This is a genomic window from Comamonas humi (genome assembly GCF_054782535.1).
In genome coordinates this window covers 288,633-295,530 of sequence record NZ_BAAGSH010000004.1, presented here as the reverse complement: position 1 = coordinate 295,530, position 6,898 = coordinate 288,633, and the positions used below count along the sequence as shown (strand labels likewise).

The following is a 6,898-nucleotide window of genomic DNA, read 5'->3' as shown; positions in this document are numbered from 1 at the left end:
GAGCGCCCAGCGGACCATGGCACCAGCGAGGCTGCGCACCAGCGCAACCGCCGCGTGGAGTTCGAATACCGCTGATCCCGCCATCAGGCGTTCTCTATTGCACGAGAAGCCATGAACGCCTTCACACCCCAGGCTCCAGTCAGCAAACCCGGAAAGCACCTGCCTGCACCAGGCAGCCTGCACCGGATACCAGCCGAGATCACACTGGCCCAGCAACTGGCTGCGAGCCTGAACCATCTGAAAAGGCGCGCCAGGCTGCTGCCCGAGCCCTATGGCAACTGCGCGCTGTTCTTCAGCGTAGCCGCAGAAGGGGAAGAAGCCTGCGTGTTCTTTGTGCACCGGGCCACCCTGGATGCCGCCTGGCGTGAAGGCTCGACCCGTGTGCGCCAATGGGCCTGGACTCGCCAACTCGCTGTAGTGGAACTGCGGATCGACTGGCCGGTCGACATCAGCCCTCTTCCGAGTCCCACCATCCCGTCGTGGCAGGCCGATGCGGCGTCGGCATGGGCGGTGGCAGACGAAAGCCTGGAAAACGCCAGGCTGATTCCTCCAATTCGGCCCTCTGGTGGCGGCCCGGCCATTCCGCAATCCACTTTCGGCCCCATCCCCCGAGCAAGCTCCACAGGAATGCCTTCGCAGCTGCTGCTGCGCCTCCAGGGCGTCTATGTGGGCGGCGAAGCCCTTCCACTCCCGCTGCCCAGAAGCGCTCCCTCGATACTGCAGCGCAGCTTGCAATCGCCATCAGTACGGCAATTGCCTTACCTGGCCGCGCTGAACGTGCTGGTGGGCGGGCAGCACGACGAAGGCTACTGGACCACCGATGGCCAGGCTGGCAGCCTGAGCGACCATCTGGGCATCACCTATGCGCTGCTGTTGATAGACAGGCACATCGACCGTGCCGATCCTGTCCGCCAGCCCCTGGTGCATGCGCTGGTACGAGCGATCGGGCATCTGCGGCAGAGACTTCCTCCCTTGCTCCAGGCGGCCAGCGCGCAGCATGTGGCGCAATCGCAATGCCTGCTGGTGTTGTCGCGCCATGCCTTCGCCCCCCACGGCTCAGCAGCTTCAGCCGACCTCCTGGGAGCCATGGAGCAACTGGCGCAGGCATTGGCATTCGCCCGCCATTCGAACGCCCCGCAACAGGCTGCATGGGCAGAGCTGGCGCTGCATACCTACGCGCAATGCCAGGCCGACGCCGCCATGGCGCCGCTCCACGCCCATTCCACCCCCACTGCCGTGCGGCAGGCGCTGGAATCGCTGGCGCAGTCGTACTGCCAGCCGCTGCACGCGGCAGCGCATCAGGACAGTACCGACGACGCCCTGGCCGATGCGGATTGGCTGGTCATGGCCATGGTGGAAAGCGCTCTGCTTGATGTGGTTCCCGAGGCGCTGCAGAGCCAGCACTTCCGCCACGGGCATCCATATTCGCCACAGCCGGCCTGTTCGGCAGTGCTGCAGGTGGTGTGGCCGGAGCAGGCCATCTTTCTTCCCGCCCAACTCCGGGCACAAGCTGCCTTCTCCGAATCTCCCCCATCCCAGAGGCCGGTGAGCAATCCACGCACCACAGCCCATCTGCTGGCCTCCGCGTTTGCCTTGCTGGAACTCACGGGCAACTAGAGAAAACCCCTATCGAATGCCGAAATTACATTGATCAAAGCATTGAAATAAATTTCAACTATCAACTCCACTTAGTGATTTGATTTATGAGCAAATATTTATTTGTTAATAATCTTAATCGATATAAATTTACAAACATGAAACATACATCAATGAAAAAAATTGATTTGTTGCAAAAACAACTCAATGTATCGTTGGCTCACACAAAACTCACATCAGAATCGCTGCTAGTTATATTGAATTTATTTGCGATAGTTAACTTGATATTTACAAATGCAACATATAAACACCAATTGTTGCATTTGTGGATGATCGGACATTGCGCCAAGCGCCAGAGCCTCCTCTCATGATTCAATACCTGCTTCCTCGTCAGTTGGCATCCGCCCCCGATGCACAGGCAGGTGCAGCCGGTGATGCGGCGACAAGCCCCTACTCCACGGCCATCGCAACCTCGTTCGAGCGTGCTTCCAGGCATCTGCGCCAAGCCGCATGGCTGTCGCTGCCCATCAGCCTGCTGGGGCTGCTGCCTTCCATCTTCCTGCTGCAGGTCTACAACCGCGTCATCTCCCGCGGAGGCTCGGCCACCCTGATCGCCATGGTCGCCGGCGCGCTGTGCTTTCTGGGCTTGGAGCTGTACCTGCGCCGCCGGCGTGCACGTGCGCTGCGCGAGGCAGGCGCCACCATCGACCGCGACATCTCCCAATCGCTGATGCATGCCATGCTGCGCCGCCCGCTGCTCTCGCTGGAGCAGCGCCCGACCAGCCAGTGGCTGCAGCTTTTCCGCGACGTCGGCGCCATGCGCTCCTGCGTTTCCGGCGGCGTGGCGATTTCCATGCTCGACCTGCCCATGGCGCTGATCGCCCTGGTGGTCATCGGCATCATTGCCTGGCCGGTGCTGCCCGTGATTTTGGTGGCCATGGTGGTGCTCGGCGTGCTGGCCTGGTGGTGGGCCGACGAGGTACGCACCGGCCGCGTTGAAGAAATCGAGCAGTCCCGTCAGCTGGACCGAGGCACCGCCGAGATCTGCAATGCCCGCACCACGCTCAAGGTGCAGGGCTATGACGGCGCCGCGCTGCAGGCTTGGCAGTCCGGCTACGACCGCTGGCTGGGAGAGAGCTTCCGCAAGAACGGCGAGATGGAGAATGCCAAGGAAACCAGCCACGTGCTGCTGACCGTCTTCTCCATCGCGGTGATCACCGTGGGCGCCGTCGCCATCAATGCCCAGTGGATGAGCATCGGCAGCCTGATGGCGGTCAACCTGCTGTCGGGCAAGGCACTGGGCCCCATCGCGCAACTAGCCAGCAACTGGCGCTCGCTGGCACGCGCCAACGAGGCCACCGCCCGCCTGCAGACGGTGCTGCAGGAGCCGCTGGAAGTCGAGGCGCAGACGATCGAGCTTCCCCGCCCGCGCGGCATCTTCCGGCTCGACCAGGTCAGCTTCCAGTACCCCAACGGCCACACGGCGCTCGACCAGGTTTCGCTGCAGATCGGCCCCGGCGGCATCCATGCCATCCTGGGCCGCAACGGCGCGGGCAAGTCGACGCTGGCCAAGCTGTTGAGCGGGCTGTACCAGCCGACGCAGGGTAGCATCTTCCTGGACGAATACGATCTCGCCCAGTTCTCGCGCAACGACCTCGGCCGCTGGGTGGGCTGCCTGGCCCAGCAATCCTATTGGTTCAGCGGCCCCATCGTGGACTCGCTGCGGATGGTGAACCCCGACGCGGATGACCAGCAGATTCTCGCTGCCTGCCAGCTGTCGGGCGCGCATGGCTTCATCAGCCGCCTGCCCCAGGGCTACCAGACGGTGCTGGGTGAAGACGGGACAGGCCTGTCGGCCGGCGAGCTGCGCAAGCTCAGCCTGGCGCAGCTGTTCCTGCGCAACCCTTCCGTGCTGGTGCTCGACGAGCCCAGCAACGACCTCGACTTCGACAGCGAGACCGCATTGCTGCAGGCGCTGCGGCAGATCTCCCTCAAGCACACGGTCATCGTCATCACCCATTCGCTGCGCGTCGCGTCGCAGGCCGGCCATATCTACCATGTGCGCGGCGACGGGCACGTCGACCACGGCACGCCCGAGCAGATGTTGCCTGCGCTCTTCGGCCTCGCACGCCCTGCCGAGCCGGCCAACGCGGCCGAAGACACCGAAGAACAGGAGCTTGCAGCATGAGCCAGGCGAGCCCCCAACAAGACCTGCCCCAGGTGCTGCGCGAGGCCCTGCCCGCAGGCACGCCATCCGGCTCCACTGCCAGCAGTGCAAACGCAAGCGTGGCCGACGCCGATGCCGATGCCGGCAAACGCATCAGCGGCAAGCGCAAGCTCTTGATCGCGGCCATTGCCGCTTTAGTGCTCGTCGGCTTGTTCTATCCCGTGGAAAACGCCGTGCTCGCCACCGGCCAGGTCATTCCCTCCGACCGGGTGCAGACGGTGCAGCACTTGGAAGGCGGCATCGTCACCGCCGTCCACGTCAAGGAAGGCCAGACCGTGGCCCAGGGACAGCCGCTGCTCGAGATCGACCTCGGCGGCAGCAGCCTGAACCTGGAGCAGTTCACGGCCCGCAGGTCCACGGCACAGGCCGTCAAGACCCGGTTGGCCGCAGAGAGCCAAGGCCGCCCGCTCAAGGCCGGGGACTTCCCCGCCGAGCTGGAATCCAGGATCGTGCGCGCCGAACTGGGAGCCTTCTCGTCGCGCGAGCTCGAATACCAGGGCACCCAGGCTTCGGCACGGGCCATGCTCGAGCAGGCCCGCGGCGATGTGGCCCAAGCCCAGGCGCGCATCCAGGGCCTGGAAAACAGCCTGCGCCTGCATGAGCAGGAAGCCGCCATCGCCCGCCAGCTGGCCGCGGAACAGCTCATCGGCCAGCTCGAAGTCATCGACAAGCAGCGCGCATTGGAACAGGTGCGTACCGAGCTGGCCGCCGCACGCCAGGTGCTGGTGAGCAACCGTGCCAAGGTCGAGCAGGCACAGGCCAAGCTACTGGAGACACAGGGCGCCTTCCGCCGCCGTGCCTCCGAGGAACTGGCCCAGACCGAGCGCGAACTGCTCAGCCTGTCCGAAGACCTCTCGCGTGCCCAGAACCAGCGCACCCGCACCGCGGTGCTGGCGCCCAGGGATGGTATCGTCAAGGGCTTGCGCAGCTCCGGTGCCGGCTGGGTCGTCAAGCCCGGCGAGGCGATTCTCGAGATCGTTCCCGACAAGGACGAGATCGTCGTCGAGGCACGCCTGAACCCTGCCGACCGCGGCTACGTGCGCGCCGGCCAGGCCACCAAGGCCAAGATCTCGGCCTACGACTACCTGCGCTACGGCTTCGTGCCCGGCAAGGTCACGCTGGTGGCGGCCGACGCCGACCACGACCCCAATGTGCCCGATTCGCCGTCCTACTTCCGCATCCAGGCCAGCCTGCAGCAGCCCTGGGTAGGCCGCACCGACAACCGCATCACCACCGGCATGCAGGCCGAGCTGGACCTGCTGCTGGGCAAGGAACCGTTCATCTGGTACCTGCTGCGCCCGGTGCTGCACATCCAGAGCGAAGCTTTCAGGGAGCCGTGACGATGATGACGATCGCACGCACCCTGCTGCTGCACCTCTCCACGGGTGCCCTCGCACTGGCCGCCCCGATACTGGCCCAGGCCCAGGACGAGCCGGCTCCGCCCGAGCCTCCCCTCGCCGCACTACTGGCAGACGGTCCGGACAGCGACGCGCAAAACCCCGCGCCCACGCCGCCCACCACGCCCCTGCAGCTGGCGCAACAGCTCACGCCCGGCTCGGTGGCAGGCAACGTAGCGCAGAAGCAATTCCTGGAAGCCCTCTACACCCTGCTGACTGAACATCCGGACGTGCTCAAGGCCCGCTCGGCCGTTGAGTCCGCCGGCCACGACCTGAACAGCGCCAAGGGCGCCCGCTGGCCCAGCTTCAAGGTGGGTACATCGGCTGGCAATGCATCGATCGCCCAAGGCCAGCGCCGCGAGTCCTATACCGCCGTGAATGCCGAAGTCCGCATGAACCTGCTCGATGGCGGTGCCATCAGTGCCGGCATCCGCTCCGCCGAATCCATGGAATCGGCCCAGGGCAGCATGCTCTACAGCACGCGGCAGAACGTGCTGCTCGAGGCCCTGACCGCGCTGTTGGAGCTGCACCGCTTCGAGACCAAGGCCCGCATCGCCGCCGAATCGGCCGAGATCATCGGCCAGCTCGCCCGCGTCGAGGAACGCCGTGCCGAACTGGGCGCCGTCGGCCGCAACGACCTGCGCCAAGCCGCCTCGCGCCGTGCCAGCGCACTGGCGCAGCAGCACGCACTGCAGTCGCAGCGCATGGACGCGCAGGCCCGTTTCACCCGCTATTTCAACTACACGCCTTCGAGCCGAGGACTTCCCGATCCGCAAGTGCCTGCGCCCTGGATGCCGGCCAGCGAGCAGGCCGCCTTGAACGCTGCCGAAGAGCAAAGCTCCGAGCTGCGCGAGATCGGCCACCTCATCGAACGTGCCGAAGCCGAGGTCGAGCGCAGCAAGGCCCAGCGCTGGCCCACGCTGGCCGCCGTCGTGGCCCACACCCGCGACCCCAAGAGCGTGCTCTATGTGGACGGCACTCGCTATGGACTGGAGCTGAACTGGAACATCGGCAATGGCTTCGAGCTGCGCGATCGCATCCTCAAGGCCATCAACGAACTGCAGGCGCAGCAGGCACAGCAGGAGAACGTGCGCCGCCAGGTCCACGAGACCGCCTCTGCCGCCTGGGGCCGCATGCAGGCCGGGCGCCAGCGTGAAGCCCAGTTGCACGACGCCGTGCGCGAGGCCCGCGCCGCCTTCGAAGGCCACCGCCGCCTGCTCGAGGTCGGGCGTGGCAACCTCCAGCATGTGCTCGACGCGCAGCTCGACATGCAGCGCTTCATGCTCGACGAGGCCGACGCCATCTACGACCAGCGCATCAATGAACTGCGGCTGGCACGCACCACCGGGCAGTTGCTGCCACGCCAACGGTCCGAGCGCTGGCTGGACGAGTTGTTCGCACAGCCCACCCCATCCGCGCTGCGCCCGCAGCCTGGCGCACGCCTCACCGCCCCTGCCACGCCCGCCGTGGTTGCTGCGCCGCCCGCCGGAATTGCACCCCCTCCCCCTTTCCCCAACATGACCGTGCAGCGCGTGCCGCTGCGCCTCGATACCCGATTGGACCCGCAACTGCTCGCGCAGCCACAGGCCCCGCTCACCACCACCGCCGCGCGGTGGTAGGAGCAGCTTTTTTTCATACAGCGGCCGGTCGCCTAGCCCACGCCAGCTGCTGTTCTTTC

At 65.5% G+C, this 6,898-nt stretch carries 4 protein-coding genes; all 4 read left to right on the top strand.

Going from position 1 to position 6,898, the window contains the following annotated elements; translation table 11 throughout:
* The first annotated feature begins 111 nt into the window (after positions 1-111).
* The 4 genes from ACYVKR_RS04310 (at position 112) to ACYVKR_RS04295 (ending at position 6,839) form a co-directional block, all read left to right on the top strand.
* A complete protein-coding gene (locus ACYVKR_RS04310) occupies positions 112-1,617 on the top strand; it encodes a hypothetical protein (RefSeq protein ID WP_460479562.1) in 1,506 nt (501 codons plus the stop codon).
* A gap of 346 nt (positions 1,618-1,963) precedes the next feature.
* Positions 1,964-3,784, top strand: a complete 1,821-nt coding sequence (locus tag ACYVKR_RS04305) for a peptidase domain-containing ABC transporter (RefSeq protein ID WP_460479561.1) — start codon at positions 1,964-1,966, stop codon at positions 3,782-3,784.
* Positions 3,781-5,163, top strand: a complete 1,383-nt coding sequence (locus tag ACYVKR_RS04300; protein ID WP_460479560.1) for an HlyD family type I secretion periplasmic adaptor subunit — start codon at positions 3,781-3,783, stop codon at positions 5,161-5,163. Before ACYVKR_RS04305 ends, ACYVKR_RS04300 begins: the two co-directional genes overlap by 4 nt.
* Positions 5,164-5,165: 2 nt before the next feature.
* A complete protein-coding gene (locus ACYVKR_RS04295) occupies positions 5,166-6,839 on the top strand; it encodes a TolC family protein (RefSeq protein ID WP_460479559.1) in 1,674 nt (557 codons plus the stop codon).
* The last annotated feature ends 59 nt before the right edge of the window (positions 6,840-6,898 follow it).